This window comes from Pseudomonas sp. HMSC066A08, assembly GCF_001813025.1.
Classification (GTDB): Bacteria; Pseudomonadota; Gammaproteobacteria; order Pseudomonadales; family Pseudomonadaceae; genus Pseudomonas; species Pseudomonas aeruginosa.
In genome coordinates this window covers 414,628-440,883 of the sequence record NZ_KV811305.1, presented here as the reverse complement: position 1 = coordinate 440,883, position 26,256 = coordinate 414,628, and the positions used below count along the sequence as shown (strand labels likewise).

General features: G+C 66.3%; 31 protein-coding genes, 1 tRNA gene and 2 pseudogenes. 16 read left to right on the top strand and 18 right to left on the bottom strand.

Annotated features, from left to right (window positions below; translation table 11 throughout):
* Both HMPREF2886_RS18410 and HMPREF2886_RS18405 read right to left on the bottom strand, forming a co-directional pair.
* Window positions 1-900, bottom strand: coding sequence for a Dyp-type peroxidase (locus HMPREF2886_RS18410; RefSeq protein ID WP_073648925.1), 900 nt, complete (start codon window positions 898-900; stop codon window positions 1-3).
* Window positions 901-1,241: 341 nt separating this feature from the next.
* Window positions 1,242-1,823: a TetR/AcrR family transcriptional regulator gene (locus tag HMPREF2886_RS18405; RefSeq protein WP_033974110.1), complete on the bottom strand. Its 582-nt coding sequence runs from the start codon at window positions 1,821-1,823 to the stop codon at window positions 1,242-1,244.
* 87 nt (window positions 1,824-1,910) lie between these two features.
* Here HMPREF2886_RS18405 and HMPREF2886_RS18400 point away from each other — a divergent pair, with 87 nt between their 5' ends.
* Both HMPREF2886_RS18400 and HMPREF2886_RS18395 read left to right on the top strand, forming a co-directional pair.
* Window positions 1,911-2,879 carry an enoyl-CoA hydratase/isomerase family protein gene (locus HMPREF2886_RS18400; RefSeq protein ID WP_033974112.1) on the top strand — a complete coding sequence of 323 codons (969 nt, stop codon included), beginning with the start codon at window positions 1,911-1,913 and terminating at the stop codon, window positions 2,877-2,879.
* Between the two features lie 5 nt (window positions 2,880-2,884).
* Window positions 2,885-3,367: a DUF6632 domain-containing protein gene (locus tag HMPREF2886_RS18395; protein ID WP_070748013.1), complete on the top strand. Its 483-nt coding sequence runs from the start codon at window positions 2,885-2,887 to the stop codon at window positions 3,365-3,367.
* A gap of 149 nt (window positions 3,368-3,516) precedes the next feature.
* Here the strand turns inward: HMPREF2886_RS18395 and HMPREF2886_RS18390 are convergent, their stop codons facing one another.
* From HMPREF2886_RS18390 to HMPREF2886_RS18380, 3 genes are all read right to left on the bottom strand, one after another.
* The gene (locus tag HMPREF2886_RS18390; RefSeq protein WP_033974114.1) at window positions 3,517-3,927 is read right to left on the bottom strand and encodes a nucleotide triphosphate diphosphatase NUDT15; all 411 of its coding nucleotides are present in this window, start codon (window positions 3,925-3,927) and stop codon (window positions 3,517-3,519) included.
* Between the two features lie 21 nt (window positions 3,928-3,948).
* Window positions 3,949-4,728 carry a PhzF family phenazine biosynthesis protein gene (locus tag HMPREF2886_RS18385; RefSeq protein ID WP_033974117.1) on the bottom strand — a complete coding sequence of 260 codons (780 nt, stop codon included), beginning with the start codon at window positions 4,726-4,728 and terminating at the stop codon, window positions 3,949-3,951.
* Window positions 4,729-4,814: 86 nt separating this feature from the next.
* Window positions 4,815-5,054 (bottom strand): hypothetical protein, encoded by a 240-nt coding sequence (locus HMPREF2886_RS18380; RefSeq protein WP_033974120.1) that lies wholly within the window; start codon window positions 5,052-5,054, stop codon window positions 4,815-4,817.
* Window positions 5,055-5,424: 370 nt separating this feature from the next.
* On the opposite strand from HMPREF2886_RS18380, the gene HMPREF2886_RS18375 reads away from it, so the two are divergent.
* Entirely contained in the window at window positions 5,425-6,258 is an 834-nt protein-coding gene (locus tag HMPREF2886_RS18375) for a 5'-nucleotidase, lipoprotein e(P4) family (RefSeq protein WP_070748011.1), read from the top strand.
* Between the two features lie 33 nt (window positions 6,259-6,291).
* Here HMPREF2886_RS18375 and HMPREF2886_RS18370 read toward each other — a convergent pair whose 3' ends face one another.
* A complete protein-coding gene (locus HMPREF2886_RS18370) occupies window positions 6,292-6,516 on the bottom strand; it encodes a hypothetical protein (RefSeq protein WP_033974125.1) in 225 nt (74 codons plus the stop codon).
* Window positions 6,517-6,671: 155 nt separating this feature from the next.
* Here HMPREF2886_RS18370 and HMPREF2886_RS18365 point away from each other — a divergent pair, with 155 nt between their 5' ends.
* A complete protein-coding gene (locus HMPREF2886_RS18365; RefSeq protein WP_003090834.1) occupies window positions 6,672-6,842 on the top strand; it encodes a hypothetical protein in 171 nt (56 codons plus the stop codon).
* A 19-nt stretch (window positions 6,843-6,861) separates the two neighbouring features.
* On the opposite strand, the gene HMPREF2886_RS18360 is transcribed toward HMPREF2886_RS18365, so the two are convergent.
* The 4 genes and pseudogenes from HMPREF2886_RS18360 to HMPREF2886_RS18350 form a co-directional block, all read right to left on the bottom strand.
* Window positions 6,862-7,383, bottom strand: a complete 522-nt coding sequence (locus tag HMPREF2886_RS18360; protein ID WP_003122551.1) for a hypothetical protein — start codon at window positions 7,381-7,383, stop codon at window positions 6,862-6,864.
* 53 nt (window positions 7,384-7,436) lie between these two features.
* Window positions 7,437-7,652: pseudogene (locus HMPREF2886_RS35035) on the bottom strand (hypothetical protein); the annotation flags it as partial.
* A gap of 4 nt (window positions 7,653-7,656) precedes the next feature.
* Window positions 7,657-8,094, bottom strand: coding sequence for a type VI secretion system immunity protein Tsi4 (gene tsi4, locus HMPREF2886_RS18355; RefSeq protein ID WP_070748009.1), 438 nt, complete (start codon window positions 8,092-8,094; stop codon window positions 7,657-7,659).
* A gap of 191 nt (window positions 8,095-8,285) precedes the next feature.
* A tRNA-Val gene (locus tag HMPREF2886_RS18350) sits at window positions 8,286-8,362 on the bottom strand.
* A 183-nt stretch (window positions 8,363-8,545) separates the two neighbouring features.
* Here HMPREF2886_RS18350 and HMPREF2886_RS18345 point away from each other — a divergent pair.
* On the top strand, window positions 8,546-9,829 hold the full coding sequence (locus HMPREF2886_RS18345; protein ID WP_058173584.1) for an NAD(P)/FAD-dependent oxidoreductase: 1,284 nt from the start codon (window positions 8,546-8,548) through the stop codon (window positions 9,827-9,829).
* A 50-nt stretch (window positions 9,830-9,879) separates the two neighbouring features.
* Here HMPREF2886_RS18345 and HMPREF2886_RS18340 read toward each other — a convergent pair whose 3' ends face one another.
* The 3 genes from HMPREF2886_RS18340 to HMPREF2886_RS18330 form a co-directional block, all read right to left on the bottom strand.
* Window positions 9,880-10,836, bottom strand: a complete 957-nt coding sequence (locus HMPREF2886_RS18340) for a formate/nitrite transporter family protein (protein ID WP_033974133.1) — start codon at window positions 10,834-10,836, stop codon at window positions 9,880-9,882.
* An 81-nt stretch (window positions 10,837-10,917) separates the two neighbouring features.
* Window positions 10,918-11,847, bottom strand: a complete 930-nt coding sequence (locus HMPREF2886_RS18335) for a PA2778 family cysteine peptidase (RefSeq protein WP_083318571.1) — start codon at window positions 11,845-11,847, stop codon at window positions 10,918-10,920.
* A 32-nt stretch (window positions 11,848-11,879) separates the two neighbouring features.
* Window positions 11,880-12,278: a PA2779 family protein gene (locus tag HMPREF2886_RS18330; protein ID WP_039026879.1), complete on the bottom strand. Its 399-nt coding sequence runs from the start codon at window positions 12,276-12,278 to the stop codon at window positions 11,880-11,882.
* 406 nt (window positions 12,279-12,684) lie between these two features.
* Here HMPREF2886_RS18330 and HMPREF2886_RS18325 point away from each other — a divergent pair, with 406 nt between their 5' ends.
* On the top strand, window positions 12,685-13,029 hold the full coding sequence (locus tag HMPREF2886_RS18325; protein WP_003115217.1) for a helix-turn-helix domain-containing protein: 345 nt from the start codon (window positions 12,685-12,687) through the stop codon (window positions 13,027-13,029).
* A complete protein-coding gene (locus tag HMPREF2886_RS18320) occupies window positions 13,026-13,367 on the top strand; it encodes a PA2781 family protein (RefSeq protein WP_003119898.1) in 342 nt (113 codons plus the stop codon). Before HMPREF2886_RS18325 ends, HMPREF2886_RS18320 begins: the two co-directional genes overlap by 4 nt.
* A gap of 13 nt (window positions 13,368-13,380) precedes the next feature.
* On the opposite strand, the gene HMPREF2886_RS18315 is transcribed toward HMPREF2886_RS18320, so the two are convergent.
* Window positions 13,381-14,154, bottom strand: a complete 774-nt coding sequence (locus HMPREF2886_RS18315) for a coniferyl-alcohol dehydrogenase (RefSeq protein ID WP_070748005.1) — start codon at window positions 14,152-14,154, stop codon at window positions 13,381-13,383.
* A 46-nt stretch (window positions 14,155-14,200) separates the two neighbouring features.
* On the bottom strand, window positions 14,201-14,776 hold the full coding sequence (locus tag HMPREF2886_RS18310) for a flavodoxin family protein (protein WP_033974141.1): 576 nt from the start codon (window positions 14,774-14,776) through the stop codon (window positions 14,201-14,203).
* Between the two features lie 134 nt (window positions 14,777-14,910).
* On the opposite strand from HMPREF2886_RS18310, the gene HMPREF2886_RS18305 reads away from it, so the two are divergent.
* The 7 genes from HMPREF2886_RS18305 (at window position 14,911) to HMPREF2886_RS18275 (ending at window position 21,387) form a co-directional block, all read left to right on the top strand.
* The gene (locus tag HMPREF2886_RS18305; RefSeq protein WP_042165720.1) at window positions 14,911-15,846 is read left to right on the top strand and encodes a helix-turn-helix transcriptional regulator; all 936 of its coding nucleotides are present in this window, start codon (window positions 14,911-14,913) and stop codon (window positions 15,844-15,846) included.
* A gap of 141 nt (window positions 15,847-15,987) precedes the next feature.
* Window positions 15,988-16,665, top strand: coding sequence for a biofilm-associated metzincin protease inhibitor BamI (locus HMPREF2886_RS18300; RefSeq protein ID WP_070748003.1), 678 nt, complete (start codon window positions 15,988-15,990; stop codon window positions 16,663-16,665).
* 77 nt (window positions 16,666-16,742) lie between these two features.
* Complete coding sequence (gene mep72, locus HMPREF2886_RS18295; protein WP_033978884.1) at window positions 16,743-18,542, top strand: metalloendopeptidase Mep72; 1,800 nt, start codon at window positions 16,743-16,745, stop codon at window positions 18,540-18,542.
* A gap of 173 nt (window positions 18,543-18,715) precedes the next feature.
* Window positions 18,716-19,273: a DUF2975 domain-containing protein gene (locus tag HMPREF2886_RS18290; RefSeq protein WP_033974146.1), complete on the top strand. Its 558-nt coding sequence runs from the start codon at window positions 18,716-18,718 to the stop codon at window positions 19,271-19,273.
* A gap of 8 nt (window positions 19,274-19,281) precedes the next feature.
* Window positions 19,282-19,500: a helix-turn-helix domain-containing protein gene (locus HMPREF2886_RS18285; RefSeq protein WP_003108924.1), complete on the top strand. Its 219-nt coding sequence runs from the start codon at window positions 19,282-19,284 to the stop codon at window positions 19,498-19,500.
* Between the two features lie 114 nt (window positions 19,501-19,614).
* The gene (locus HMPREF2886_RS18280) at window positions 19,615-20,082 is read left to right on the top strand and encodes a GAF domain-containing protein (RefSeq protein WP_033978883.1); all 468 of its coding nucleotides are present in this window, start codon (window positions 19,615-19,617) and stop codon (window positions 20,080-20,082) included.
* Between the two features lie 66 nt (window positions 20,083-20,148).
* The gene (locus tag HMPREF2886_RS18275) at window positions 20,149-21,387 is read left to right on the top strand and encodes a M20/M25/M40 family metallo-hydrolase (protein ID WP_070748000.1); all 1,239 of its coding nucleotides are present in this window, start codon (window positions 20,149-20,151) and stop codon (window positions 21,385-21,387) included.
* A 21-nt stretch (window positions 21,388-21,408) separates the two neighbouring features.
* Here HMPREF2886_RS18275 and mcpN read toward each other — a convergent pair whose 3' ends face one another.
* Entirely contained in the window at window positions 21,409-23,004 is a 1,596-nt protein-coding gene (mcpN, locus tag HMPREF2886_RS18270) for a nitrate chemoreceptor McpN (protein ID WP_042164876.1), read from the bottom strand.
* A 243-nt stretch (window positions 23,005-23,247) separates the two neighbouring features.
* Between mcpN and HMPREF2886_RS18265 the strand changes: the two genes are divergently transcribed.
* Window positions 23,248-24,327 carry a hypothetical protein gene (locus HMPREF2886_RS18265; protein WP_033978881.1) on the top strand — a complete coding sequence of 360 codons (1,080 nt, stop codon included), beginning with the start codon at window positions 23,248-23,250 and terminating at the stop codon, window positions 24,325-24,327.
* 436 nt (window positions 24,328-24,763) lie between these two features.
* Window positions 24,764-25,248: pseudogene (locus HMPREF2886_RS18260) on the top strand (hypothetical protein).
* 88 nt (window positions 25,249-25,336) lie between these two features.
* Here HMPREF2886_RS18260 and HMPREF2886_RS18255 read toward each other — a convergent pair.
* Window positions 25,337-25,627 carry a hypothetical protein gene (locus HMPREF2886_RS18255; protein WP_024916990.1) on the bottom strand — a complete coding sequence of 97 codons (291 nt, stop codon included), beginning with the start codon at window positions 25,625-25,627 and terminating at the stop codon, window positions 25,337-25,339.
* A gap of 93 nt (window positions 25,628-25,720) precedes the next feature.
* Window positions 25,721-26,221, bottom strand: a complete 501-nt coding sequence (locus HMPREF2886_RS18250) for a hypothetical protein (RefSeq protein WP_169878672.1) — start codon at window positions 26,219-26,221, stop codon at window positions 25,721-25,723.
* Window positions 26,222-26,256: the final 35 nt, after the last annotated feature.

The following is a 26,256-nucleotide window of genomic DNA, read 5'->3' as shown; positions in this document are numbered from 1 at the left end:
TCAGAGACCGAGGGCGGACAGGTCGAGGCGGCCGTCGGCCATGGGCGGACACCAGAAGTAGCTGCCGCTGATCGGCCGGGTGAAACGGAACAGGCCATCGAGCACCCCGTCTTCCACGCCGATCATCCGCAGCCACTGGACCTCGAAGGCCTCGAACGAGTGGCCGAAGGCTGCGAACAACAGCCCCGCGCGGTGCTCGTCGGACCAGGGCGCGCCGCGCCGCAGGAGGAACGCGGCGGGCTCGAAGCTTTCCTGCTCGGTGCGTTTGACGTGTGCGTAGGCCGGCGCGTCTTCCAGTTCTTCGTCGTCGGACTTGCGACGGCCGATGATGTTGTCCATCTCCTCGCCGGGAATCGCCTGCATCCGGTCGAAGTCATGCAGCCACTGCTGGACAGCAACGAAACTGCCGCCATCCAGGCCCGCACCGCGCCCGGAGACCAGCGCGGCCTCGAGCGCCGCGTCGCCCTTGGGATTCTCGGTGCCGTCCTTGTAGCCGGACAGGTCGCGGTCCTCGCCGTAGAGGAATGCATCCACCGCGCCGGTCCGCTGGAAGGCCGGTGCCAGCGACCGTTCCAGCGCGTGCGAGCGCAGCGTCACCTCGCCGCGATCCTCGCCGCGCAGCCAGCACCACAGCGCGGAGGGCGTGGACGGCAGGTCGATGCCGGGCGCGGCGAGCACCGGATAGTCCTTCATGCCCTCGACGGTCTTGCCAAGGCTGAGCATCAGCGAATGGCCGATACCCACCACCAGTTGGTAACCATCGGTGGCCGCGGCCAGGCGGGCCAAGGTCGCGGCCACCTGCTCGGGTTGGGAAATGCTGAAAAACAGGTAGCGACCCACCACCGGAATCGGGGTGAGAATGCCTGGCTGAGCCGCACTCATGTTGCCTCCATCTATCATCAGGCCGTGCGCCGCTCGTGGCGATGCACCTTCGATCTCGTTCTGGTTCGAGCAATGCTCGGTCTCGGAGCGCAGCGGCGGGCGACGCCAAGCGAAGCGGCTCCGAAATACCCGCGCATCCTAAACCGGTGCAACGCCAGAGACCACTCGAAGACGAGGGAAAAGCGCGAAGTCGGACCTGCGTCGCTCAGAACTCCATTGGCATGAGTCCGACCACCAGGCCGGCGACGGCAAGGGCAAACACCAGCAGGGCCTTGGCGAGTTCGAGATGATGGGCGTTCATGGGCTTACCTGTCGGAGGGAGAGCCTGACGCTAGACGCCGAACATTGCAGTTGTGCAATCAGTCCCGGTCCGCTTGCGGCGAAGCCGCTCCGCTCGCCGAAAGCAAGCCCAGCGCATGCTCCAGCGCCGCATCCAGGACCTTGTCGCGCGCCACCTCGCTCGCCTGGGCACGCGCGAGAAGCACCGCGCCGACCGACAGGCAGGTGAGCACCCAGGCCCGGTTCTCGTCGCCCATCAGTTCGGCCAGCCGCCGTTGCCGCTGTTCCAGGGCGCGTTCGAAGGTTTCCCGCACCTCGGGCCCTGCCCGGCCCACCTCGGCGGCCAGCGCCGGGATCGGGCAGCCCATGTCGGCATGCTGCGCATGACCGCGACTGAGATAGAGACGGGTGGCGCCGGCCAGTTGCTCCAGGCTGTCCAGCGGAAAGGCATCCTGCTGGGCGCTCAGCTCGCGCTGCAGGATCGCTTCGAGCAACTCCGCCTTGCTGGAGAATTGCGAGTAGAACGCCCCGGTGGTAAGACCAGCCGCCTTCATCAAGGTGTCCAGGCCGGTGCTGGCGAAGCCCTGGCGCTTCACCAGCGGAGCGGCCTTGCTCAACAGCAGGGCGCGGGTGGCCTGTTTCTGTTCCGGTTTGTAGCGCATGCCGACTATCCGTTGGTTGGGGAGACGATGTCGTCACATTGGATAATGATCGTTATATAACGCTCGTTATCCAATGAGGAAGCCGCAATGACTCTAGCACCGCGACACCTGCGCGTAGAACAACGAGGACGCGTCCTGCAAGTCCTGCTCGACAATCCCCCGGCGAACTTCCTCACCACGGCGGTGATGCAGGAGCTGGCCGACCTGCTGGAGGACCTCGAGCAACGCCAGGACATCGGTGCCGTCATCCTTTCCGGAGCGGCGGACGGGGTCTTCCTGACCCACTTCGACGTCGACGAGATCGAGCGCGCCGTCGCCCCCATCACCTTTTCCATGCCGGCCTGGCTGACACGCCTGCTGCTGGAAAGCGAAAGCCTCCTGCGCCACTTGCCTGGGGCGAGGAAGCTGCTGCGGCGCACCCTGCTGGCAGGCGTCGCCGACATGAACCTGTTCCATGAGGTGACCGCGCACATGCGCCGCATGGACAAGGTGTTCATCGCCGCGATCAACGGCCTGGCCCTGGGCGGCGGCTGCGAGCTGGCGCTGGCCTGCGACCTGCGCCTGATGGCCGAGGACGACCAGGTGGAACGCTTCCTCGGCCAGCCGGAAGTACTCATCGGCCTGATACCGGGAGGCGGCGGCACCCAGATGCTGGCGCGCAGCCTGGGCGTGGCCAGGGCCCTGGAGCTGTGCCTGGAAGGACAACTGCTGGAGCCGCGCCAGGCCCTTGCGCTGGGCCTGGTCAACGGGCTGGCGCCAGCGGAGGAGCTACTGGAAGCCGCCGACGCGCTGGCGCAACGCCTGTCCCGGCGCTCACCGCAAGCGGTGCGCTTGATCAAGCGCTCGATCTACCAGGCGGCGTCCCGCGACTGGACGGAGGGCATGGCCAGCGAAAAGGCCGGCTTCCTCTCCGCCGCCTCCCAGGGCAATACCCGCCGCGCCATGCGCGAATACATCGAACGGGTGCGCACCATCGTCCGGGAAGAGCGCCCTTTCCGCCGTGCGGATTTCGACGATCTGACCGAAGGCAACGCCATCGACATGGCCTACAGGTGATCTGCATGACGGCCTCCCCTTCCCCGGTTTCCGCCACGCCCTGGCTGACCCTGAGCATTCGCCTGATGGCCGGCGGCTTCCTGCTGTTCTTCGGCCTGGCCCTGGCCACGCTGCTCCTGCGGCTCGACCAGTCGCTGCTCGACTCCGACGCCGGGCGCCTGCTGCTCCGCCTGGTTCGCTGGGGCGACCAGCAAGGCGGCGGACAGCACTATGAGCTGATGATCTCGACGATCTACCTGGTCTGGGGCGCATTCCTCTGGCGCGCCGCCAGCCAGCCCTTCCGCCACCGGCTGTTCATCGACTTCACCGTGGCGGCCAATGCCGCGCACTTCGGCCTGATGTTCCTGCAGGGACTGTTGATGCCCGGCGAACACATCCACCTGGCCGGCGATGTCCTCCTGGGCTGGGTCTCGCTGCTGCCGCTGACGCTGTTCTGGATACCGCAACGCAAGCGGGCAATCCCTTCGCTCGCTGTCGAGCGGAGGTGACGACGGCGGAACGGCCTCAAAGGAGCCTAGCAGTTCGAACAGGCTCCTCTTGATGCCGTTGCGGACTGGCCTATGCTCACGGTGTGTGCGAACCCCAAGGGTATTTCCCGACCAGCTCCCCCGCGGTCGGGATTTTTTTTGCCTGTCGCTCAGCGCTTCGGGTCGAAGGGCGAATAGCCCCGCCGGCGCAGGCTCGCCAGGGGCGCGAACAGCGGCTCCGGCAGATCGGCCCAGTCGAACCAGGCCCAGCCGTCGCACTTGTCCGGCTCCATGAGGCGCGCCTCGGCATCCTCCGCGCAACCGGCCAGGATGAACGCGGTGAGGTAGTGGCGCCCCTCGAAGACGTCATTGCTGAACGGGCCGTGGCGTAGTTCGCTCAGCACCAGGCCAGTCTCTTCCAGGGCTTCGCGCAGGGCGCAGTCCTCTACCGCCTCGCCGAACTCGAGATGGCCACCGGGCGCCGACCAACAGCCAGCGCCGTGGCTGCCCTTGCGGCGCCCCAGCAACACCTTGCCGTCCCGCAAGATCAGGACGCCCACGCCTACCTGCGGTGCCGGCATCGTCGCACTCCTGCTTCGGGATCAGAGATGGAGCGTACCGCTCATGTACAACGCCGCCTTGCCGGAGATGACCACCCGCTCGCCGCGCACTTCGCATTCCAGGCGCCCCTTGCGCGCCCCGCCCTGCTCGGCGTTCAGCCGGGTCTTGCCCAGGCGTTGCGCCCAGTACGGCGCCAGGGAAGTATGCGCGGAACCGGTCACCGGGTCTTCGTTGACGCCGACGTTGGGCCCGAACCAGCGCGAGACGAAATCGAAGCGCTGGCTGCGCGCGGTCACCGCCACCCCGCGGCACGGCAAGCCCTTCAGCAGGGCGAAGTCAGGCGCCAGGGCGGCGATCGTCTTTTCGTCGTCGACCACCACGAGGTAATCGTCGGTCTTCAGCACTTCCGCCTCGGCAATACCCAGCGCCTCCAGCAGTCCGTCCGGTGTCGCGCAAGGCTCCGGACGCTTGGCCGGGAAGTCCATCGCCAGCGAGTCGCCCTCGCGCCGCACGCTCAGCTCACCGCTACGGGTAGCGAAACGCAGTACCGGGGAAGCGTCGTCGAGCTTGTGGATCAGTACCCAGGCCGTCGCCAGGGTCGCGTGGCCGCACAGGTCCACCTCGACCTGCGGCGTGAACCAGCGCAATCGATAGTCGCCGTCGCGGCCGACGACAAAGGCGGTTTCCGAAAGATTGTTCTCTTCCGCGATGGCCTGCAGGCGCTCGTCGTCCAGCCAGGCATCGAGGGGGCAGACCGCGGCCGGATTGCCCTGGAAGGGACCGTCGGCGAATGCGTCGACCTGGAAGATCGTCAGTTCCATGTTCCGGACTCCTGTATCGATGGGCTGCGCACCTTAGCAGCCGGACCGAGACCAGGACAATGCCGCGCCCCGCGCAGGCGCCTCGCTCAGATCTGACGGATATCCAGCAGCGCCCAGACCTGGTAACCCTGGCGCTTGGCTTCCTTCTCCGCTTCCAGTTGCGCGGTGACCTTGCTGATGGAGCGCGAGCGATATTCGAAACGCAGCGGCAATCCCGCCCCGCCCTTGCGCACGCTCAGTTCGACGATGGTGTAGCGGACCGGCTGGCTGGCCTCGGTCCGGACCTTTTTCGGTCGCGTTTCGGCAAGGCCCAGCGCCTTGCGCATCTGTTCTTCAGAGTAGATTTCCTGCACGCATTCACCCAGATTGAATAAAACCCGCAAATCCTATTGGTTCGCGACCCCACTTGCCAGGATAGTCGGCGAAGCGGGTCACACATCGACGCGAAAATCGCGCCTACCAGATCCGGCAGCTTCATCGAAACCGCCGCCGACATAAGCTGAGGGCGCTGTACATCCCTGGATCCTTTCCCGGCCTGCTCCACGCGGCCGGGATTTTTTTTGCCCGCCGCAGCCGTTTCCCGGACAACGCGTCAATCGGTTACGTCATTGCGCCATCGCGATTGTGGTACCGCACGCCTTGAAGTATGAAAACACACCGCCATTCCCGCGCGGACATACTACCCAGGACCCATCCATGCCACGAACCAGAACAACAATAATCGCCGCCACCCTGCTGCTGGCCAGCTCCCTGCTCCACGCCCAGGAGCAGATGCCCGCCACAACGCCAGCCTCGAACCTGCTCACCGCCGCAGTCGCCTGGCGGCAGACCGCCGCCGAATACCGCGCCCTCTACTACCAGGGCTTCAACGTTGCCCGCGATCGACTGGACCGGGCGCTGGCCGCGCGCCAGCCTGGGGCGAGGAAACCGGCGATCGTCAGCGACCTCGACGATACCCTGCTCGGCAGCAACAGCTACTGGAGCTTCTTGCTCAGCCAGGACAAGGAGTTCTTCGACGACGCCGTCTGGGACCGCTGGGTCGCAGCCAACGGCCCGAGCCTGACCCCCGGCGCCCTGGAGTTCCTCGAATACGCCAGGTCCCGAGGCGTGGAAATCTTCTACGTGTCCAGCCGCGACCAGGGCGAAAAGACCCTGGAGTATGCCCTGGGCAACATGCGCGCCCTGCGCATGCCGTTCGCCGACGCAGAGCATGTGACCATCCTGCGCGACAGCTCGAACAAGGCGCCGGCGCAGAAAGCCATCGCCGCGCAGTACGACGTGTTGCTGATGCTCGGCGACAACCTGAACGACTTCCAGCGTCGCTACTACGTCGACGACGTGACGCAGCGCAACCGGCTGCTCGACGAGGACCGCAAGGCATTCGGCGAGAAGTACGTGATCTTCCCCAATCCCACCGACGGCCATTGGATGAAAGCCATCTTCGGTGAATCGGAACCCGCCGACACGCCGGCCAACCGCGCCCGCTTCCGCGCCGCGGCGAGCCAGGGCGCCTGGAAGGGCGGCGACTGAAACCCCACGCGGAGCACCAGGGAAGGTCCGCCGTCAGTCGAGCGCCGCGCACTCCGCGCAAACGTAGTGCCCGTCCGCGTCCCTCGCTACCAGCACGTCCTCGCAGCAAGCGCAGGGTTGCCAGGCTGGCCCGGCTTCGCTCTCCTCGCCGCCATCGGGGTAGTCTTCGGCGGACGCCGCGTCGAACTCGTCCTCCAGGTATTCGTTGTCCAGCAGGTGGTCGTGCTCGGGCTCGTGGATGTCGTCTTCGTCGCGCATGTTCGACCATCGTCTCGCTGGAGGTGGCGGACTTATAAATGCGCCCGCCCGTCACGTCAACGTTCGCAGCGAGCCGGCAAAAGGACGCACCCACTCCGGGCGCTCGTCGAATTGCACTAGAATCGCCCCTGCCTCCTGTCACCGACCCAAGCATCATGAGCAAACTCCAGCACATCGGCCTGTTCTTCTTCGTCCTCCTTTCCGCCGGTCTGGCCCTCGGCTACCAGCTCGACTGCGCGGACGGCAGTCACATCGAGACCTATCTGTTGCGCGGCCTGGGCGCCCGCCTGCTGGGGATCGACCTGTGCCTACCGCCCAGCCACTGAGACCGGCAGCGCGGCGCCGCTAGCCGGCCAGTTGCAGCCAGAGCGAAAACACGCCCAGCGCACACCAGAAGCCGGCGAACAGGAACGGCACGCGTCGCGAAAACAGCAAGGTTTTCTCGAAGCTGCCGCGGTTGACCTCGCGTTCACTGAACAATGGCGAATCATCATAGGCCAGGCCGATTTCCGGATCGCTGTGCAGCAGGCAGGACTGCTTGAACTGCCAGTGGCAGATGATCTCCGAGGATGCCTGGATGCCCGGCCAGGCATGCAGGGAATTGACGATCCCGAGCAGGGCCAGGAGCGCCGGCACCACCAGGGTGAACAGCTCGCCCCAGGCCGGGTTCAGGTTGGCCATCGACGAGGCATAGGCGATGACCAGGAATGACTGCGCCGTCAGGTAGGCGTTGGTCCGACTGGATAGCTGGCCCGTCTCGTAGTGGATTTCCCGCCGGTAGAAGTCCAGCCGCTCCTTGGGTGAACAGAAGATCCGGACATCGGATTCTTGCGACAACGGCCCTCCGGGCATGATCAACCTGGACACAAGCACGACACCTCGAACGAGTGGATGGGCTTGTTTGGAAAGAATCGATCCACACCGGTTCGGAATCTCCGACGACCGTTCCCCGCTCCGGACGATCGACCGCACCCCACCCCGCCATAGCGGAAGGACACGCTCTCACCCTCCGGCGAGAGCAACGTGATGGAGCCGCCGCTGCCCGCCAGGAAGGCCACGGTCACGCCTCAGCCGCTGGCCGTCACGTAGCGCCAGCGACTCTCGTTGAGGGGTAAGGGAATGGGAAGTTGCGACATGACTTCAATGTCCTTTTGGGGTCGGTTGGGAAGAACGCAGGCCCAGCAATCCCCTGAGCCCGACAATACCGAAGAGTGCGCCGAAGCCGCAGAGGAAAGCGCCGGTTCCCCAGAGCGCGCCGGCATCGTCGACTATCGCGCTGGCCGCCGGTCGCCCGGCCTCGTAGAGGACGCGAACCGGCTCGCCCACCTGGTAGCCGAAGATGAAGCCACCCTGGGGATAGGAAATCCGCTCGCCGGAAACGCTGGTGAAATCGATCTGCGGATGCGAACCGCCGGCATTCAAGGCGCTGACCGTCCCCTGGGCTTCCTGCGCAGTACGCAGGAAATGGTACCGCTCGACGGACTTGAAACCGCCGGCGAGCAGGAGGCCAAGTCCGAGCAGGGAAAAAAGGGAAGCGTGAAGAAGTCCGCCGATACGCGAACCGGAAGAGGTCGTCATGAGCCTTGTCGCCTGAATCATCCGTGAAGGCGCTAGGGTCGGAAAAGACCGCCCCCACTGTCAATCCCGGCTATGCGATGAAGCGCGAGCCCAGGCGGGCACGGGCCGAGCGGCCTTTTTCGGGGCGCAAACGAAAAAAGGCGACCCTTTCGGATCGCCTTTCTTGCCCCGCCAGCAGTGCGGGATTTGTTTGGTAGGCACGATTGGATTCGAACCAACGACCCCCACCATGTCAAGGTGGTGCTCTAACCAACTGAGCTACGTGCCTGCTGATGGCGCGCATTCTACAGACCCCAAAAACACCGTCAAGCTTTTTTTTCGCTAACTCTCTGAAAAAGTGGAATTTTTATTTTCAGGGGGTCCGTTGAAAATTTTGCACGGAGGCTAGCCGGCCGATTTCGACTCGGGTAGCATCCGGGCATCCGTAAAAAATAAAAAACAGAGGTGCAAGATGCCGCACACCCCCTACCCCTCCTCCTATTACGCCGCGTCGGCCAATCCCGCGCCGCCCCGCCCGGAACTCCAGGGCGAGGTCGAAACCGACGTCTGCGTGATCGGTGCCGGCTATACCGGCCTCTCCACCGCCCTGTTCCTGTTGGAGAATGGTTTCAAGGTCACCGTACTGGAAGCCGCCAAGGTCGGCTTCGGCGCTTCCGGGCGCAACGGCGGCCAGATCGTCAACAGCTACAGCCGCGACATCGACGTGATCGAGCGCACCGTCGGCAAGCGCGAAGCGCAGTTGCTCGGCGAGATGGCCTTCGAAGGCGGGCGCATCATCCGCGAGCGCGTGGCCCGCTACGGTATCCAATGCGACCTGAAGGACGGCGGGGTGTTCGCCGCCTTCACCGAGAAGCAGATGGATCACCTGCGCGCGCAGAAACAGTTGTGGGAACGCTACGGCCACAACCAGCTGGAGATCATGGACGCCAAGCGCATCCGCGAGGTGGTGGCGACCGACAACTATATAGGCGGCATGCTCGATATGAGCGGCGGCCACATCCATCCGCTGAACCTCGCCCTCGGCGAAGCCGCGGCGCTGGAGTCGCTCGGCGGCAAAATCTACGAGCAGAGCCCGGCGACCCGCATCGAGCGCGGCGCCAACCCGGTGGTGCATACCCCGCAAGGCAAGGTGAAGGCGAAGTTCATCGTGGTCGCCGGTAACGCCTACCTCAACGGCCTGGTCCCGGAACTGGCAGCCAAGTCGATGCCCTGCGGCACTCAGGTGATCACCACCGAGCCGCTGAGCGAGAAGCTGGCCCACAGCCTGCTGCCGCAGGACTACTGCGTGGAAGACTGCAATTACCTGCTCGACTACTATCGCCTCTCCGGCGACAAACGCCTGATCTACGGTGGCGGCGTGATCTATGGCGCTCGCGATCCGGCGGACATCGAGGCGATCATCCGGCCGAAGATGCTCAAGACCTTCCCGCAACTGAAGGACGTGAAGATCGACTTCGCCTGGACCGGCAACTTCCTGCTGACCCTCTCGCGCCTGCCCCAGGTCGGCCGCATCGGCGACAACATCTACTATTCCCAGGGTTGCAGCGGCCACGGCGTGACCTACACCCACGTCGCCGGCAAGGTCCTGGCCGAAGCCCTGCGCGGCCAGGCCGAGCGCTTCGACGCTTTCGCCGGCCTGCCGCACTACCCCTTCCCCGGCGGCAAGCTGTTCCGCGTACCGTTCACCGCCATCGGCGCCTGGTACTACAGCCTGCGCGACAGGCTCGGAGTCTAATCGGCGTCGACAGAACGGCACCCCGGGGTGCCGTTTTTTCCATCCGCGCCTCAACCTTCGCTACGGATCTGCGCATGGCTGATCAGGGCGAAGATCAGGCTACCGCCGACGATGTTGCCGCCCAGGGTAGGCAGGGCGAACTTCAGCAGGAACTCGGACCAGCCGATTTCCCCGGCGAACGCCAGGTAGCCTACCTCCGCCGAGCCCACCACGATGTGGGTGAAGCTGCCCAGCGCCATCAGGTAGGTGACCATCGCGATGATCCAGATCTTCGCGCCCTCCGCCGCCGGGATCAGCCAGACCATGGTGGCGATCATCCAGCCGGAAACGATGCCCTTGGCGAACATCTGCGCCAGGTCGTTGTGCATCACCTCGCGGCCGATCTCGAGGAACGCCGCGTCGGCCGCTTCATTGAAGATCGGCAGATGCAGCACCGCCCAGGCGAACAGCAGCGTACCGACGATATTGCCGAACAGCACCACGCTCCAGAGACGCAACAGTTGCCAGGCCTTTTCCAGGGTCGGCTCGGTCATCACCGGCAACACGGCGGTCAGGGTGTTTTCGGTGAACAGTTGCTGGCGGGCGAGGATCACTGCCAGGAAGCCCATGGGATAGCCGAAGCTGCTGACGATGATCGCCCATTCCTGCTCGGGCAAGGCAGCGCGGAACAGGCCCATGCCCATCAACGAGAGGCCGATGGTCAGCCCCGCGGCCACCGCCGACCACCAGAGTGCCGCCACCGTGCGCTGCAGCTCGTGTTCGCCCTGGACGCGAATCACCTCGTGCAGGACAGCGGCGCGCGGTGGCTGCTTGTCGTCGATCTCCCGCCGCTCGTTGGCGGTCAGCGCCGTGGCCGAACGTCCGTCGGCCGGTTTCTCTTTCCGCTCCTCGTCGCGCGCACGCGGCTTGCGCGAGCCCTCCGCCGCATGCCCCTGGCGCTTGCCCGCCGCACCGCCCTTGGGCGGTTGCCGGGGGGTGGGGGTCGAAGTCCGCTTGTCGTTGGCCATGTTCTGCACCTGAGTGGGGTCCTTCCAGGTATAGAACCGTCTCGCTGGAACGGGGTTCCGACAACCTTCGGCTCGGCCGCCTCAGCGGGGCGGCGCGCCAACGGGACAGGCCGGCAGCTCGGCGCACCGAGCCGCGGGTGCGACGGCCTGCGGCAAGGCCGCGGCGAAACGGGCTTCCCCAGGCTGCAATGCCCGCGCGCAGGCCTGCGCCTGGCGCGCCGGCGCCGCGCAACCGCCTTCCGCCAGCAACTGGGACAGGTTGAACCAACCCGCGGCGAAATCCGCGCGACGCTCGACGCTGGTGAGCATGGCCTGTTCGGCAGCGGCGGAATCGCCTGCGGCGTAGCGACTATTGCCCAGGGCGAACCAGGCGAAGGCGTCCTCAGGCCAGCGTCGCACGGCTTCTTCGTAGGCGCGCCGGGCAACCTCGGGGTGGCCGGTTTCCTCGCTGTCACTGGCGGCCTTGAGCCACGGGACCGCCGCTGCCGTGGCCGGCAGGCGGTAACCCGGCAGGGTCAGCACCGCCCAGCGCCCCGAACGCCTCCAGGTCGATTCGAAGCTGGTGAAGTCGGTAACCCAGCGCCGGGTGATGCCCGAGCGCAGCACCAGTTCGCGGCGCTGCCGATCGAAGCCGACCACCACCGCGAAGTGCCAGCGCGGCCACCAGGAGAAAGCCTGGTTCTGTAGCACCAGCACCGGGTTGCCCGCCGCGACTTCCTCGAGCACGCTCTCCAGTCCGCCTTGCAGCGGATAGACCAGCATGCCGTGGCGGCGCGCCGCGGCGACCATCTCCAATTGCAGGCTGCCCTCGCGACCGGGAATGAACACCTCGTCCTTCAATTGCCCCGGCGTCAACGCCAGGCCGCGCTGGCCGAGCATCGTGGCCAGCGCGGCGGGACCGCATTGGTAGGCTTCCTGGGGGAAGAACGGCACTTCGCGCAGCTCCACCCGTGCGGGCAGCGCCGCGCTTTCCGGCGGCAGCCTCGGCGGCTGCGCGCAGCCGCCGAGCATTGCGGAGACCAGCAGTGCCCCTGCCAGCCGCCTCACCGATTGATGCATTTGATGAAGCTGAAGATATCCGTGGCGCAAAGCATGTCGGTGATGATGAAGATCACCAGGAACAACACGATGATACCGATGATGCCGCCCGCCGGCGCCTGATCCAGCTGCTGGTTGAACTGCGCCAGCTCGGCGTTGGTCAGGCTGTTGATGCGACTCGCCACCTGGTCGCGGGGCACGCCCATGGCCTCCAGTTTCTTCTGTACACCCTGGTCGTCGAGCATCTTCAGCAGTTGCTGGCGATCGAGGTTGTGCTGTTGTTGCTGCATGACTTCCGCAGTACCGATCATCGCTGCCTGGGCGAGCGGAACCTCGGCGAAGGTGAGCAGGTGCAGCGCTGCCAGGACGACAGCGACACGGCGGATGCTTGTTGTTGTTCTCATGGGAATGACCTCTGCGTGAAACCCGGCTATTAGTCCTGGAAGGCGAGGCTTGGTTCCGCAACGCCCACCTTTCCCGAGTATCGTCCCGATCGCCGTTTTCCGCCGCCTCGGCGCCGAGGCCCGCCCCTCTGGCGAGACGACGACCCGCGCCCCCAGGCGACGAAACGGCGTCTGCCTTTATGCAATTCGCATATACTCCGGCTCGCCGCGAGAAAACCGGAGCATGCGCGATCTCGACGACATCGACGCATATCCCCGCCGCAGCCTCGTACACGGCGTCGAAACCGCGCGCCGCCCCGGACGACAGAGCCTCCGGCACGGCGAAAACTAAGGATTCCTGAGCTTCCATCTTGTCCAGATTTGCCCAACCTTGAGCGAGCGGGCCAACGGGACGGGAGTTGTATGGATGCTAGGTACCCGGCTAAAAGCCGCAAGAATCAGAGCGGGATACTCGCAGAAGCAGTTGGGCATGCTGGTGGGAATGGACGAGTTTTCCGCCAGCGCACGGATGAACCAATACGAACGCGAACGGCACTCCCCCAACATGCGGACTTCCGAACAGCTGGCCATGGTCCTCCAGGTCCCCATGGCCTACCTCTATTGCCCCGAGGACGAGCTGGCCGAGCTCATCCTCAAGGTGTCCAGCCTGACACCCGAGTTCAAGAAAGAGCTGACGCGTTTCATCGAACAGTTGCTCGCGGCCCAGGGATCAACCAGCCGCCAGCCTGTACGCACAAGGAGTGAACTGTGAACAAAAGCTTGGATTCAGACTCGATAACCACCGCCATAATGGCCCTGCGTCGCCTACGCGACACGCACCCGGAGCAGTACCGGGAGCTGCTGCCGTTGTGCGCCTCGGGGCTGGTGGAGACCCTGGTCGGACAGAGCGACGGGGACGACCGCAGGAAGGCCGAGACGCAGAGCGAGACCATCGCCCGCTGGACCTGGCTGCAGTTGCTCGGCTGGGCCCAGAACAACAGCCTCAGCCAGCAGCAGATCGAAAGCCTCTACAGCATCGTCGAAGGCATCCGCAGTTGCCGGCCGCTGATGCAGGAGCGCGCCCGTCTCCTGCAACTGGCGCGAGGCTGAGGCCCCGGCGCGGCTAGAGGCCGTACCGGGTTGCCTGGAGATGAGCGAACATGCCACCGTCGGCCGGGATGTTGACACCCCATAGCCAGCGCGAGGCGTCGTCGAGCAGGAAGCTCACCACCGGCGCGATATCTTCCGCCCGTCCCGGCCGGCCGATGGTACGCATGTCTTCTTCGGCGCGCTCGCCCAGGGTCCGCAGGAAGTCGCCGAGGATCGGCGTATCCACCGGTCCCGGACTCACCGCGTTCATGCGGATCCCCCGCTCGCGCCAGGTCCAGCGGTTCTGCAAGGTCCACACCAGCAAGGCTTCCTTGCTGAAGAAATAGCTGCGCTGCGCATCGATCCCCTGGCGACGGGCGAACTCGGCGACACCGTCGAAATCCAGGTCGTCCGCGGCGCGTATCGTCGGCAACGCATCCGCCCAGCCGACTCCGGCGAGCGAAGCCAGGTTGACGATCGCGGCGCCGTCCGCCAGCTGCGGCAGCATCTTCAGCGTCAGGTACTTCAATCCCACCAGGTTGACCCGCAGCACCGCCTCCACCGGTTGTGTCGGCGGCAGGCCGGCGATGTTGGCCAGCCCGTCGAGCCCTTGCGGCACTTTCCGCACCAGCGCGTCGATGGCGTCGCGGCTACCCAGGTCGGCGCTGAAGAAACCCTCCAGCGCGACCCTCGGCGGCCGGACGTCCACCCCGATCACCTGGGCGCCCGCAGCACGCAACTGCACGGCGGTGGCTTCGCCGATCCCGGAGCTGACGCCGGTCACCAGGAAACGCTTGTCTTGCAACATCGGATACCTCCCACGAAACGAAGGGCCGGCACGCCGGCCATGTACGTCAGGCCGCCAGGCGCGCGCCGAATTCCGCGACCCGCGCCCCGAGCAGCCGCGCAGTCTCCAGGTCGCCATTGCGCGGCGCCTCGTCCGCCCCCACGTCGGACGGAGAGATCGCCAATGCCCCGGCGAACCCTCCGGTCCAGTTCACGTCCTCGGGCCCCTTGTCGCGGGTGTTCGCCGGCAACAGGCCGGTGCCGACCCAGACCTGGCCGTGTTGCTGGGACAGGGTAAAGAAATAGGCGATGGTGGCGTACTTGTCGCCGTTCACCGAGGCGGAATTGGTGAAACCGGCAGCCACCTTGTTCTTCCAGCGCTGGACGAACCAGGGCTTGGAGGTGGCATCGGCGAACTTCTTGAACTGCCAGGCCGGGCCGCCCATGTAGGTGGGGCTGCCGTAGACGATGGCATCGGCCTCCTCCAGCGCTTTCCAGGCCGACTCGGGCAATTCGCCCTGCGGATCGATGGCATGCACGCTGACGCGGCTGCCGGGTACCGACTGCGCCCCCTCCCGTACCGCTTCCGCCAGCCGGGCGGTATGCCCGTAGCCACTGAAATACACGATCGCGATCGCACTCATGGTCATCTCCCGAAATATCCTAGACGGTTCCGGCGAGCCCCGGATGGGCGCGCCGTCCGCCGGGATTGTCCGGTCTCGGCGCGCGGCGAACGAGGTATATTCAGGCCCCTGAATGGTCGAAAGTGGACAACCCCGTGCAGCGTTCCCTTTCCCCCGCCGTCGAGCAGGTGCGATATGCGCCGCCGGGCGAGTACGGCCTGGACCTGGAAATCGTCGACCTCGACGAACTGCGCCGGCGCACCACCCCGGCGCACCTGAAAACCCTGCAACGCACCGATTTCCACCTGCTGCTGGCGGTCGTCCGCGGACGCTGCGGCCATTGGATCGACTTCCGCCCCCACACCGCGGAAGCCGGCGCCTGGCTGGTCATCCAGCCCGGCCAGGTGCATCGTTTCGACGGCGACTCCGACTGGTCCGGCTGGCTGCTGATGTTCCGTCCTGAGTTCGTCGCTCCGCGGGATCGCGCCGGCATGGCCGACGACCTGGAGGCCGGCGCCTGCGCCGAAGCCCTGCCCGCCGTCCTCACCCCCGCCATCGACGAACAGCGCAGTTGCCTGCGGGCGCTCCGGCAGATGGCCCGCGACGCCCGCCTACCGCACAGCCGCGCGCTGCGCCACAGCCTGCTGCGCCACCAGTTGCAGGTACTGCTCCTGCGCCTGGAACTGGCCGCCCGCCGCCGACAGCCGGTCTCGCTCGCCAGTGGCGTCGATCTGCAACGTTTCGCACGCTTTCGGGAAGCGGTGGAGAAGCACTTCCCGCGTCATCACCGGATCGGCGAGTACGCGCGTCTGCTGGGGATTTCCGAACGCAGCCTGAGCCGGGCCAGCCAGGCGGCCGCCGGGATCACCGCGAAAGCCTACCTGTCGGCGCGGATCGCGCTGGAGGCCAGGCGCCTGCTCGCGCATACAGACGAAACGGTCGCCGCCATCGCCGAGCGCATCGGCTTCGACGAGCCGAGCAATTTCGTCAAGTTCTTCAAGCGCGAGGTCGGCCAGGTGCCCGGAGCCTTCCGCCGCGCACAGCGTGGCGGCCGAACGCCAGCCTTGCCACAGCGCACAGAGCGCACGTGACCTGGCGCCCGCAGCGCTCCGGCCTGATTCGCAGTTTCGTTATGCCGGCGCGCGGCCTGGCGCAAATGTGAACGGTTGCCGCCACGCCGGGAGAGGCTTCTTCCTAGACTCCGCGCCACGTTCACTCAGAGGAGAAACAACGTGGCCAAGACATGGATCTACGCAGCCTCGGCCGCCGCCATCGGCGGTGCGCTGATCGGCGGCTGGCTGCTCGACCCGGCTCCGCCCGAAGCACCGCCGCAGGTCCGCCAGTCCCCCGCCGCCCAGGCCGTCGCCGCCCCGGCAGCGGCGCTCGCGGCGACGGCGACGGCGACGGCGACGGCGGCGGACGCTACCCGCATGCTCGCCCCGGCCCCCGTCGCGGCGCCCGCACCACGCGAGCGGGTGACGCTCTGGCAAGGCGAACTGCGCAGCCGCGAAGGCGCCCAGGGCATTCCCGAATACCTGGCGCAGGTCGAACCCGCCCTGCTCGACACGCTGGCGCTCGGCCAGGTGCTGGAAATGAGCCTGCCGGGTCGCGAGCGGCCCTTGCAGGCGCGCCTCGCCAGCACCCATAACAGCGCCGGCCTGCCGGTCTGGCGCGGCGGCCTGGTGGACGGCGACGAGGCGGAAAGCCTGACCGTGGTGCGCGGTAGCCTGGAAACCCACATCAATGTCGCCACCCTCGACGGCAGCTACTCGATCATCGTCGACAACCGCAGCGGCAAGACCCGCGTGATCGACGAGAACGACATCGCCGCGCGTAGCGACCCGCACGGCGATCATGTCGACGCGCCGCTCGCCGAGCTGCCACCGATGCCGCCGCCCGCCCAGGGCTGAGCCCACCTTCCCAGCGTGTTTTCCCAGCGGTGCCCTCGGGGCGCCATGGCTTCCTATTGTCCGAATACAGGCAACCCATGAAGAAATCCCTGCTCTGCTCCACCCTCGCCCTGGCGGTGGCCTCTGCCGCCCAGGCCGCGCCGAAGACCGTCGACATCATGGTCCTCTACACCCCCGCGGCGACCCAGACCGGAAACGGACGCGACATCGATGCGCGGATCGCCAGCTACATCGAGTTCGCCAACACCGCCTACGAGAAGAGCGGCGTCGATCTGCGCCTGCGCCTGGTGCACAAGCAGCGCCTGGACTGGGCCGACTACCCGACGGTGACCGGCGCCAACCTCGATCGCTTCATGCGTGACCCGCAGGTGCAGCGCCTGCGCGAGCAGTACGGCGCCGACCTGGTCAGCCTGGTCAACCGCTCGCAGAACAGCGGCAATGGCTACATCACCTGCGGCATCGGCTACATGGGCTCGGGCGAAAAGAACAGCGGGCGCTTCCACGGCAACGCCAAGGACATCGCCTACAACCTCACCGGGGTCGACTGCGGGCTCAACACCTTCGCCCATGAGGCGGGCCACAACATGGGCCTGCGCCACTCCTACGAGCAGGACCTGGAGTCCAGCTACTACGATCCGCGCTACGCCCACAGCGGCACCTACGAATGGAGCCGCGGCTACGGCGTGCAGGGGCGCTTCGCCACCGTGATGGCCTATCCGCACGCCTTCGGCACCAACAAGCAGGCGCCGTTCTTCGCCAACCCGCGCCTGGTCAAAGCCGAATGCGCCAACCAGCCCTGCGGCCGCGAAGAGCACGCCGACGCCGTACGCGCGCTGAACAGCATGGCCACGCAGATCGCCGACTTTCGCCCGACCAAGGTACCCGGCACGGTCAACCCGGGCTCCGGCGGCGACACGCCGACCCCGCCGGACCTGCCATGGTGCGCGAAAGCCAAGCTCGGCGGCCTGCTCGGCGATGGCGAGTTCACCAGCATGGAAGGTTGGCGCGCATGGTCCGGCAACGCCCAACTGAGCCTGGTGAACGTCGCCAAGGGCTGCCGCGACAATGCCTTGCTGGTCGACGTGCGTGGCTTCGACCTGCTGGTCCGCCCCATTGCCCCCCTGCGCGCCGGCAGCGGCTACCGGCTGAGCGGCAAGGTCATGCTCAAGGCCGCCAATACCCGTGAAACCGTGCGCATGGCGCTGCTCAGCGAACGCGCCGATGGCGCCCTGGCCTACAACCCGGCGCAGAGCGTCGAACTATCGGTCAGCGGCAATGAGTTCAGTCGTCTGGAGAAGACCTTCGACTACCGTCCCGCCGCCGACCAGCGCAACCTGTACGTGGCGGTCTGGAGCGACAGCGGCGCCAGCCTGCTGGTCGACGAGATGAACCTGCAGGAAGCGCAGGCCGCGCCGCCGAGCGTACCGCCGGCGCCGAAACGCATCGCCTACGACTTCGAGAGCGGCATCGGCGGCTGGAGCGGCGTGCATGCCAGCGCCCGCGCCACGCGCGTCGCCAGCGCCGGACGGCTGGCCCTGGAAGCCTACCAGCGGCGCTACGCCGGCACCGGCGCGAGCACCAGCCTGCTGGGCAACCTGGAAGCAGGCCGGACCTACGCGTTCAGCGCGGACGTGCGGGTCGGCGACGGTCGCGGCTCGCAGGCCATGACCTATGCCTACCTCTACCTGGAAAGCCAGGGTCGGCCCGGCGAATACCTGCCCCTGGGCCACAAGGTGGTCGAGAATGGCCGCTGGGCCAGCCTGCGCGGGCAGGTGCAATTGCCGAAGGGGCCGATCAAGCGTGCTGAACTGATGATCCTCAGCGGTAACCAGCAGGAGTCGATGTTCATCGACAATGTCCAGTTGCTGCAGAACTAGGACGCCTCCCCCTCCGCGCCCCCGGCGGGCACGGAGGGGATTTTGCGGAATGCTCCAGGCCCGGATGCAGTGAGCATTAAATTATCGTTTTACGATAATTTATTATTAAGTTATGATCACTCCAGTTTCCCTCGTTTTCGAGGGGCCTGCCCACCTTCCCAGGAGTATCCCCGATGACAAGCGACCGCCTGGCCGGCTACAGCCGCCTGATGGCTACCCTGACCCTGCTGTTGATCGCCGGCATGCTGTTGCTCAACGCCGCGTGCTGGATCTTCCCCAACCTCGCCAGCGAGCACGGCCTCGGCTTCGCCCTCACCGCCACCGGTGTCGCCGGCAATCTCGGCGTTGTGGCGCGGGACATGCCGCTCTGGCAGGCAATCGGCGGCATCCTCCTGTCGAGCCTGCCGCTGCTGGTCCTGGCCAGCGGACTGCAAGCGCTGCGAAGGCTGTTCCAGCACTACGGGCGCGGCGAGTATTTCTGCGAAGACGCCGCGGCGCTGCTCGGCAAGGTCGGCCTGTGCCTGGCTTGCTGGGTGCTGGCGAACTTCCTGCTGGAACCGCTGCTGACGGTCTGGGTCACCTTCCTCCAACCCCAGGGGCAACGCATCGTCAGTCTCAGCTTCGGTTCGGCGGAACTGGTCAGCCTGTTCGCCGCCGCCTCGGTGATGGTGATCGCGCGCATCCAGCGCAAGGCCGCCCTGCTCGCCGAGGAAAACCGCCAGTTCGTCTGAGGTCCCCCATGCCCATCGAAATCAGGCTGGATGTCATGCTCGCCCTGCGCAAGGCCAGGTCCAAGGACCTGGCCCAGGCCATCGGCATCACTGAACAGAACCTGTCGCTGCTCAAGCAGGGCAAGGTAAAGGGCATTCGCCTCGCTACCCTGGAGGCCATCTGCGCCTACCTGGCGTGCCAGCCGGGAGACCTGCTGGAGTACCTGCCCGGCCCGACCGAGGAGTGACAGCCGGGCGCTTATGCGCTCGAGCGAGGGGGAGCGCACCAAAGGGTATTTAGGCCAAGCCCCCTTTCGCCGCTACAGTCGCCGTTCATCCACCAGACATGGGCGAGGCCGGGCATGGCGAAATCCTCCGAACGATTCGAGTCCCTGCGCCGGGATATCGACGCACTGGCCCGCCGGCTCGACGTGCCGTCGGTACTGATCATGCGCTCGCTCCCCAGGCACATGCGCGTCGAGGCCTCCGCCGGGCGACTGGAGGACACCTACCCGATCGGCGCGGAAGGCCGCAAGAGCGTCCATGAAGAGGGCGCCACCCCCCTCTACTGCGAACGCGTGGTCGACCGCGACGCCCCGTTGCACGTGCGCGACTCGCGCCAGGAGACGGAATGGGCCGGCAATGAGGATGAAGTCGAGTTCGGCCTGAGCAACTACCTTGGCTATCCGGTTCATGCGCCCGACGGCACCCCGTACGGCACCGTCTGCGTACTCGACAGCCGACCGCGCGACTATTCGGCCGAGGAACGGGCCCTGCTGGAAGAATTGCGGCGCAAGGTCGAGGCGCTGCTGGCGGAAACCGTCTCATGACCTAAGGTCAATCGGATAACGCGACGCACAACCGCGCCGCCTCCGCCCGCCAGACGAGGACCTTCCGTGTACGCCCGCCGCCTGCCCCGCCTCTTGCCGTTCGCCCTCGCCTTCCTGCTTTCGCCCGCCGCCTTCGCTGCCGACACGCCAGCCGCCGAGCTGCTGCGCCAGGCCGAAGCCGAACGTCCGGCCTACCTCGACACGCTCCGGCAACTGGTCGCGGTGGACAGCGGTACCGGCCAGGCCGAAGGCCTCGGCCGGTTGTCCGCGCTGCTCGCCGAACGTCTGCAGGCGCTCGGCGCGCAAGTCCGCAGCGCACCGGCGACGCCCTCGGCCGGCGACAACCTGGTGGCGACCCTCGATGGCACCGGCAGCAAGCGCTTCCTGCTGATGATTCACTACGACACCGTGTTCGCCGCCGGCAGCGCGGCGAAGCGTCCGTTCCGCGAAGACGCGGAGCGCGCCTACGGACCCGGCGTAGCCGACGCCAAAGGCTGCGTGGCGATGGTGCTGCATGCCCTGGCGCTGCTCAGGCAGCAAGGCTTCAGGGACTACGGACGGATCACCGTGCTGTTCAATCCCGACGAAGAAACCGGCTCCGCCGGCTCGAAGCAACTGATCGCCGAGCTGGCCCGGCAGCAGGACTACGTCTTCTCCTACGAGCCGCCGGACCGGGACGCAGTGACGGTAGCCACCAATGGCATCGACGGCCTGCTGCTCGAGGTGAAGGGTCGCTCGTCCCATGCCGGCTCGGCACCCGAGCAAGGCCGCAACGCCATTCTCGAACTGTCGTACCAGCTGCTGCGTCTCAAGGATCTCGGCGATCCGGCGAAAGGCACCACGGTGAACTGGACTCTCGCCAGGGGCGGCGAGAAGCGCAACATCATTCCCGCCGAGGCTTCGGCGGAAGCCGACATGCGCTACTCGGACCCGGCCGAGAGCGAGCGGGTTCTGGCCGACGCCCGGAAGCTGACCGGCGAACGCCTGGTCGCCGATACCGAAGTCAGTCTGCGTCTCGACAAGGGTCGTCCGCCTCTGGTGAAGAACCCCGCCTCGCAGCGTCTGGCGGAAACCGCGCAGACGCTCTATGGCCGAATCGGCAAGCGCATCGAGCCGATCGCCATGCGCTTCGGCACGGACGCCGGCTACGCCTACGTGCCCGGCAGCGACAAGCCGGCGGTGCTGGAAACCCTCGGCGTGGTCGGCGCCGGCCTGCACAGCGAGGCGGAATACCTCGAACTGTCCAGTATCGCCCCGCGCCTGTACCTGACGGTGGCACTGATCCGCGAGCTGTCCGCCGACTAGCGCCGACGCCCGCAGCCGACCTCAGGTACGGAAGCGACCGAGCACCACGCGCAAGCCAGCCATGTGCTCCTTGACCCTCTGGTTGGCCGAAAGCACTGCGGCGGTCCCTTCGTGGGCCTGCTCGGAGAGTCCGGAGACGTTGGTGATGTTGCGATCGATGTCCTGGGCCACCTGGCTCTGTTCCTCGGCGGCGGTCGCGATCTGCTGGTTGAGGCCGTCCAGCTCTTCCACCGTGGCGACGATGCGCCCCAGCGCCTGGGCCGCGCTGTCGGCCTCGACGAGGTTGCTCTGGGCATGGCTGGCGCTACCGCGCATGGCGGCGACCGCATCGTTGGCGCCGTCCTGCAACTGTTCGATCAACCCCTGGATCTCCTGGGTCGACTGCTGGGTACGGTTGGCCAGCGAACGCACCTCGTCCGCCACCACGGCGAAGCCACGCCCGGCCTCCCCGGCCCGTGCCGCCTCGATGGCGGCATTGAGTGCCAGCAGGTTGGTCTGCTCGGCGATGCTGCTGATCACCGTAAGCACCTGGCCGACACTGCCGGCATGCTGGTGCAGGGTGTTCAGCGCCAGGGCGGTCTGTTCCAGTTCCTCCGCCAACGCACCGGTCTGGCTGCTGGCGTGCTCCACCAGACGCCGTCCCTCGTGGGCCAGGGCCGCAGCGTCGCGGGTGGAATGCGCCGCATGGTTGGCGTGGCGGGCGACCTCGGCCACGGTGGCGCTCATCTCGTTCATCGCGGTGGCCACCTGGTCCAGGTCCTGGTGCTGGCGCGCCACCTGGTCGCCGGCGCCGAGCGCCTGCTCCAGGGCCTCGGCCACGTCCTTGTCGGTCTCTGCCGCGCTGCGCTTGACGTTCGCCAGCAAACCGCTGACGTCCTGGCGCATCCGCTCGTAGCCAGCGACGATGCGGCCGATCTCGTTGTCCGCATGGCCCGCCGCCAGGACATGGGTGAAGTTCGCCGCACCGACCTCGGTCAGCGCCACCTCCAACCCACGCAACTGCCGCATCAGCGGCGCCAGGCCGAACTGCCGGCCGAGCACCACCAGCACCAGGATCGCCAACAGGCAACCGAAGGCGATCCACATCTGGGTGTGCTGGACACTGTCGGCGCGCGCGCTCATCAGCGAGACCAGGTTGTTCAGCTCGCCCAACAGCTCGGCGGAATACTGCGAGAAGCCGTGCAAGTCGACCTGGCTGGCAGGCTGTGCCACCTGGTCGAGCATGGCCCGGTAACGGCCCCAGATCTGCGCCACCTTCTGCCGCTGGGCGGCGATCTCCGGCGCGCCCATCCGGCTCACGTTGCGCTCGGCATTGCCCGCATCCAGGTCGGCGGCCGAACGTTCGTACTGGGCGATGGTCGCGGCCAGGGCCTTTGGGTCGCCGGCGCCGAGTCGCAATTGCAGCGCCTCGCGGGCCATCTTCTGGCTGAGCATGCGCTGCGCGCCGGCCACGTTGATGGTTTCCGGCGAGATCGACATGCTCAGGTACAACGCCACCGAGGCGCAGGCGGCCAGGCCGAACATCAGTGCATAGGACAGCAGGAACTGGGCGTTCAGGGTCTTCAACCCGAGCCCCCGTAGAATCCGATCGAACACCCTGGCGACGCTTTCGTTCATTGGTTTTTCCCCACTGGACTGCAGAAACCGATAACCACCCCATCGGCCCGTCGCGCCTGGGCTTGAATCGGCACTTCGCCGCCCCCCTCCCCGAGCGCCTCCCTCTCCAGGGCGTGGCCCCCGGCTGGCAAGGCCTGAAGACAGTTTGCCGCTGCGGCATCGGGACGCGCCCTGTAAACTCTGGCAGGTCCCCGGCACGCCGCGCCGGAGACGTCATGGAACCCAACCCGCAAGGACGCCCGCGTGATCCCCGTCGCCCCTCTTCCCCTGATCGTCCCGCTCATCTACCTGTCGTCGTTCATCGCCGGCATCTGGCTGCTGGTCTGGCTATCGCTCCTGGCCTTCAGCCCGCGCGCGCGCCAGCGCTTGCGCCGCCGCTGGCCGAGCCGCGGCCTGCTGATGCTGCTCCTGCTGATCCCGTTGGGACTGCGCGCCTGGCTGGAGATCGGTCTCTGGCAGTACGCGCGCGAACGCGCGCGCGAGGAAGCCGCGCACAGCGCCGTGCTCGAACGCCCCTCCCGTCTCGGAGGCATCGAGATGCCTGCCGGCACCCGGCTGAAGCTGGAACTCAAGCACCAGCCGGAAAGCTTCCGCGAAGCCGAATTCCCCACGCCAGTGACGATCCGCGGCGTCGCCACCCGCCACCTGCAACGCTGGCTGCAGAGCGAGCACGACGACCCGCAGAACCCATGGAAAACCACCGGCGTCCATCCCACTTCGCTGCGCCTGCGTGGCGAGGGAGTCGCCGAGATCGAAGGCTGGCGTTGCGACGCCAGCCAGGAAATCGCCTTCGCCAGCGAGCGCGACGGGCGTCCCGCCGCCTTCGAAGGCTGTAGCCTTGCGACCGGCAACCGCGCCGACGACATCGACTTCCCCGCCGGTGCGCGATTGTTCGCCAGCGACGGCATGGTCTACACCGACGGCTACCGCGACGCCGAGCGCTGGCGGGTAATGCCGGAAACCGGGCAACGGGTGTCGGTGCGCGGCATCGCGCTGAGCGGCGGCGCCCTGGCCTTCGACCGCGACCGCCGCCTGTACGGTCTCGGCGGTACGGTCCTCGCCGAGGCCTTGCAACTGGGCGCCTGGCACTATCCGGCGGGCACCGAGGTCAGCTTTTCGCCCCGCGCCGCCTGGCGCGCGCAACATCCGCACGCCTGGCTGTTCAGTCCTACCCGCGAAGCCGCTTCGCATGCCTCCGGCGAGCGCCTGGAACACGGCGCCTCGCTGTTGCAGACGCTGGACGGCCAGGAACTTGAGCGCCTCGACAACCGCGCGGCAGGGGTCATCGACTTCATCGAACTGGAGATCGGCGACGAACGCTGAACCCGCGCCGCGCGGTTATCTGAGGCTCAGCCGGCAGCGCGGCGGGAAGGGCAATCAGGAAATGGACGAGGCGCATGGACCCTCCTTGGAAATGACTGCGGTATGGCTAGGCATCTTCCCAATCATGCGGGAAAAAGCGATGCCGCTTCGCTTGCCGCACAGCGAAACAGGGCTAGCCTTATCAATGTGACTTTCTCCTATGGTGGTCACCAAAGCCCCGGGGGCCGCTCATCCCTCCGGGGCTTTCCCCCCGCCTGCTGCCTCTCCCCTCCTTGATACAGCAGCCCATTGCAGTTTCAACGAGGAAACCCAATGAAACTCAGCATTGTCGCCCTGGGCCTGTTGTCCATGGCAGGGGTGCTCATCTGCACCTATCTGATCCTGAAATCGCTCAGCGCCATCTGATATCGCTCGTGCACGAAGCTGTGGACCGCCCATGGGCAGATCGAGCAGTCTGCGCGTAGGATGGGCAGGCACGCTTCCTGCCCATTTTCCGCCAGGAAAGAAGAGGAATTCCTTTCCGAGATATCGAGGTCATGGATGAAAAAAAGCCCCCTGCTGATACTGAGCGTACTCCTCGCCGCCTGCGGTCCCGACAGGCTCATTTCCGACCTGCCTTCGCCGAACGGCGAATACCACGTCGAAGTTCGGAAATGCCCCGAGAAAGGTTCGATAACCTGGGGCGAGGAAATACAGGTTTCCCTCCTCGAAACCGGGAAATCGGAAAAGTGCCATTCAGTCGTGCTGTCGCTGGCGCAATTCGACCTGCGCGCATCATCCACGGACGAATTGCAACTGGAGTGGCTGTCCGATACGGAACTCAGGGCCTGGCACCCTAGCTTCGAGCCCGGGAACCAACCGAACGGCTCGCGCCTGAAGCACGATGCGCCGGTGAAGATGGTCTTTGCGCCGAAGCGCTGAGCGCCTCAAAGGACGCACCTGTATTCCGCCGCAGCAGGAGATGTCAAAGCAGTCCGCTTACTCGAGCTACACACCCGCGAGTGCCTGATTAAAGACTGGAAAATATGAAACAAAGCGGCGCCATCCACAGCGCCAGATTGATCGTCCATTGCAGCGCTCTTTCGCGAGCGCTCCCCAGCTTTCGATGCTGGAGCACGAATGCCAACGCAGTGGAATGCAGGAACAGCGCGCAGGCAGGAAAGACCAGCAGGTAGGCGAACAGCCCGGGCGCATTCATATTGGGATAGCTATGGCTGTCGAGCGATCGCCAGTACGCCACCAGGAAAGCGCTCGCGACCGCGAGGCTGAGTCCCAGGCTGATGCGGCTATACCACTTCATCGATACCCTCCCGGCGCGCCTTCCGGACCTACGCCGATCGCTCCGGAAAACGGCCCGATCCGCCTCGCCCCCTCCTGCTTCGGTCAGAGCGGCTCAGGGCTTCCGGGGCTCGTTGCCGAGCAGACGATCGAGCTCGCCCATGACGCGATCGCTCTTGGCCTCTTCGAGCTTGCGCCGGGCCTCGGCGAGATTGGCCTGGGCGCGCTCCATCTCGACCATGCCGACGGCGGTGATCACCGCCTGCAATGGCACGCCCCTGCCGGCGGAGCGCATGCCGTTGCGTTCGCGCTCCTGCGGCGCGCAGATGAACTGGAGGACAGCCTCATGGCTTTCGTTGGGCAGCGGGGTCCAGCCCTTGGCGAAGGTGAACTGGAGGTTCGTGGGTTGCCCGTTGTCGGAGAAGGTCTTGGCGTTGACCACCTTCACCTCTCGCGTATCGCAGCGGTACTGGTGCGCGCTGAGCAGATGGAAGGAGTCGAACAGCATGGCGATCTGCAACTGCCAGGCGTTTTCGATACCCGGCACCGGTGCCAGCGAATCGGCATCGGCCAGGAACACGTCAAGCTCGGCAGGGTCGTCGCCCTTGTGTACCACCCACCAGTCTTCGGCCCAGGCATGGCCGGATGCGG